Source organism: Streptomyces calidiresistens, assembly GCF_014141525.1.
In the GTDB taxonomy this organism is placed as follows: Bacteria; Actinomycetota; Actinomycetes; order Streptomycetales; family Streptomycetaceae; genus Streptomyces; species Streptomyces calidiresistens.
Window position 1 is genome coordinate 1 of the sequence record NZ_VKHS01000668.1, and the last position, 3,053, is coordinate 3,053.

Annotated in this window: 2 protein-coding genes and 1 pseudogene; 2 read left to right on the forward strand and 1 reads right to left on the reverse strand. The window is 73.7% G+C overall.

Annotation, left to right across the window (positions count from 1 at the left end; translation table 11 throughout):
• The first annotated feature begins 144 nt into the window (after positions 1-144).
• On the forward strand, positions 145-354 hold the full coding sequence (locus tag FOE67_RS21230) for a hypothetical protein (protein ID WP_182666439.1): 210 nt from the start codon (positions 145-147) through the stop codon (positions 352-354).
• Positions 344-949 (forward strand): hypothetical protein, encoded by a 606-nt coding sequence (locus FOE67_RS21235; protein WP_182666440.1) that lies wholly within the window; start codon positions 344-346, stop codon positions 947-949. The genes FOE67_RS21230 and FOE67_RS21235 overlap by 11 nt, the downstream gene beginning before the upstream one ends.
• 1,583 nt (positions 950-2,532) lie before the next feature.
• Here FOE67_RS21235 and FOE67_RS21240 read toward each other — a convergent pair.
• A pseudogene (locus FOE67_RS21240) lies at positions 2,533-3,053 on the reverse strand (hypothetical protein); the annotation flags it as partial.

Sequence of the window (3,053 nt, forward strand, 5' to 3'; positions counted from 1 at the left end):
ACCCCCGCCCGCCCCGGCACTCGCGCGCTCGCCGCTGCCTCCTCCGGCTCCGGCGGAAGGCCGCGAACGGTGGTGGGCGCGGTGGCGCGCGCGCTTTCGTCCCCGCGCGCAGACCGGTTCTGAGCCCGTGATGTCCGAACGCCCGTGACCTCCTGGCCCCCCGCGCAACTGCCCGGCCTGCGCGTCGAACTGGCGCGCAGGCGGGCCACCTATCGGACCCGATGCGGACGGACCGTGACCCGGGTCGGAGTCGACTGCGTCTCCTCCGTGCTCGCGGCCGCCGCCGAACACCGGGCCGCGTGCCGCTCCTGTTCCCTCTCACGACCACGACAAGGACCCACCGATGACGGATGAGACGACGGACGACCTGCCCGAGCGGGCAGAGAGGATCCGCACGGACCTGGCGGAGCGTCACACGGTCTGTGAGGAGTACGCCGCGGCCCTCGCGGCGGTCATGGCGATGGAGCACACCCACCGTCAACGACGTCTGGCCCCGGAGTTGCGCGCCCGGCTGGTGGAGGGGCGCTACCCGCCGCCGGCCGCAGCCGTCGCCCACATCCACGCCCACATCGAACGCCTGTGCGATGAATTCGCCCAGGCGTGGTGGGAGTCGGCCGACTCCTACGCCCGCGTTGCGCTGGCGCTCGTCGCGCTTCTGCGAACCACGGACGGACTCCCCACCGCAATCCCCACCCCCGACTTCTCGCAGACCATCGGCGGCGCGGTCCGTGAGGCGCTGGGCACCGATCGCCTCGACCCCTCGGACCCCATGGCGCCGGCCGTGCGCCTGTGGGCCGTGGCCCACGACCCGGGCCTGGGACATCTGCCCGGAGAACAACGGCCGAGTGCCCTGGCCCGCCAGGCCCGGCGGTGCGTCGACATCGGTGCTCTGGCCCAGGCCGTCATCCTCACCGATCTGCTGCCCGCCCGGTTGAAGGCTGAGCGGTGAGCGAACAACTCGCTTTCGACGAGACCGGACCTCCCGGGGAGCCCGGGCCCTTACCGCCGTCCGAGCTCACCACGCGGTACGGCCGGCCACCGTCGGCCGCAGCCACTCCCGTGGCCACGTCCGGACGCACGGAATACACCGCCATGTGCCCGAGGTGCGGACAGCTGCACCGCCACACCGGCCCCGGGCCGCGCCGCGGTCCCTGCGGCGCGCTCTACACCGTCGCCCCCTGACACTTCCCGCCCTCTCGGAGACCTCGTTGCACGCCACCCGCATCGGAGCAGCGGCCACCGGCCGACTGCGCCGTCAGCGCGTCCGCGTGCCCTGGCACCTCGTCGCCTCCCCGCACTACTCCAAGACCGCGGTGGGGCTCTACATCAAGATCGCCGCTCTGGCGCAGCGACCGGAGGGCTGCACGGCCGGCGTGGCGGTGCTGGCCGAGATGATCGGTACGTCCGTCTCCGGTGTCGAACGGGCGATCACCCAGCTGCGCCGCCCGGACCCCGACGGCCCCCCGCCCTGGCTGCACACCACCCGCCAAACCCTGCCCGGGGGCCGGGGCACCACCGCCGAACGGCACGTTCGCCGCCCTGCCCCGGGGGACCCCTATGTCTGGGTCTCCGTCGCCGCGGTGGACACCCTCCCCCTGCACCTGGTGCGGCTGTACGCCGCACTGGCGTACGCCGGCGACCGCCGCATGCCGGTGGCCGAGCACGAGCTCGCCCGCCTGCTGAACGTCTCCACACGCACCGCCGGGACCTACGTCGACGACCTGGAGAGCACGGGATGGATCACCGTTCATCGCCGTGCCGGAGACCGCGGCCGCCACATCTACCAGGTGCACCGTCTGCCCGGGGAAAACTCCCCCGACCCCACTCCCGGACCCGGCGCCAGTTCGGCAACTAGTGACGGATCGGGTTCGGCACCTGCTGACGGATCCCTCGCGATCAAGGAAGACCACAGAACTGACCCACTGGAGAAAACGGCGCAGGTGGATGGGGGGATCCGCCGTAGGCGTCCTCAGGTGGTTGGCGGCCGAGCTGTGGACAAGGACGAACATCCCCATCCCGGTTCCGTGTCCGGGGCGGCGTTCCCGCCGGTGGTCCTCCGCGTCCTCGCCCCCGTGGCGGATCTCCTGCCGCAGTTGACCGACTGGGAGGTCCGTCGCATCACCCGGGCCGTGCTGACCCAGCTCGCCGAGTACGCCACCCCCGCCCGGCTGAGCGCGCGGCTGGCCACGCGCCGCACGGCCGCCGGCCCCATCACCCGTCCGGCCGGGTGGCTGTTGAGCGCCGGCCTGCCCCGGTGGGGCTGTGGGGTCCTGGCGTGCGAGAGCGGCCGCTTGTGGCGCGAGTGGGCGCCGGGAACGGCCGAACGCTGCCAGGTGTGCGAGCGACGCCCCTTCGTCGCGGAGCAACCGCCAGGAGGCGGCCAGCCTCGGTGGTGGTCCACAGCACGAGGCGGTCGCAGGAGGAGCACGGGGTTGCGTCGTGAGGGATGGGCATGTCGATCTCCTCGTGATCGAAACGGACGCAGCGTATTCGTACATGCGTTCGCTTTCCTCGGATTTGGGGTGCGCTCGGTCATGCGACGGGCCGCTCCCGTCTGTGGCTCATCCGGTGGGCCAGCTCGTCACGGGCCCAGGCGAGGCGGGCCTCTGCGGCTGCTCTGCGGGCCTCCGCGCGGGCCGCGGTCAGGCCCCCGCCCGAAGTGGGGAAGCGCAGCGCGGTGGCGGCCGCCTGGCGGGCCTCGGCGGCGGCCCGGGGGGACTGCGCCAGTGCCTCCAGGGCCTCGGCGCGGGCCTGCTGGGCCCGTGTCTCGGCCGCCAGCCGCATGGCCAGCGCCATGGTCAGTGCCGTGGCGTGGCGGGGGTCGGGTCGTTGCGCCAGGAGGTCTGCGCGCATCCGGGCCTCCACGGCGGTGCGCGCGACCGCCAGGACCCGGGGGTCGTCGGTGTCGGCGAGGGCCAGCGCCGCATCGACCGCCGCGGTGATCGCCGCCTCGGCCCGGCGGATCTCGGAGCACAGGGGGCACCGGGTGTCGGGGGTATGGATCCCGCAGTCCCCGCAGGGCAGGTCGGGGCGCGGAAGGGGCGGCAGTGGGG

Coding starts and splice junctions, on each gene's coding strand:
- FOE67_RS21235 (WP_182666440.1), top strand. CDS start 344: ATGACGGATGAGACGACGGACGACCTGCCCGAGCGGGCAGAGAGGATC.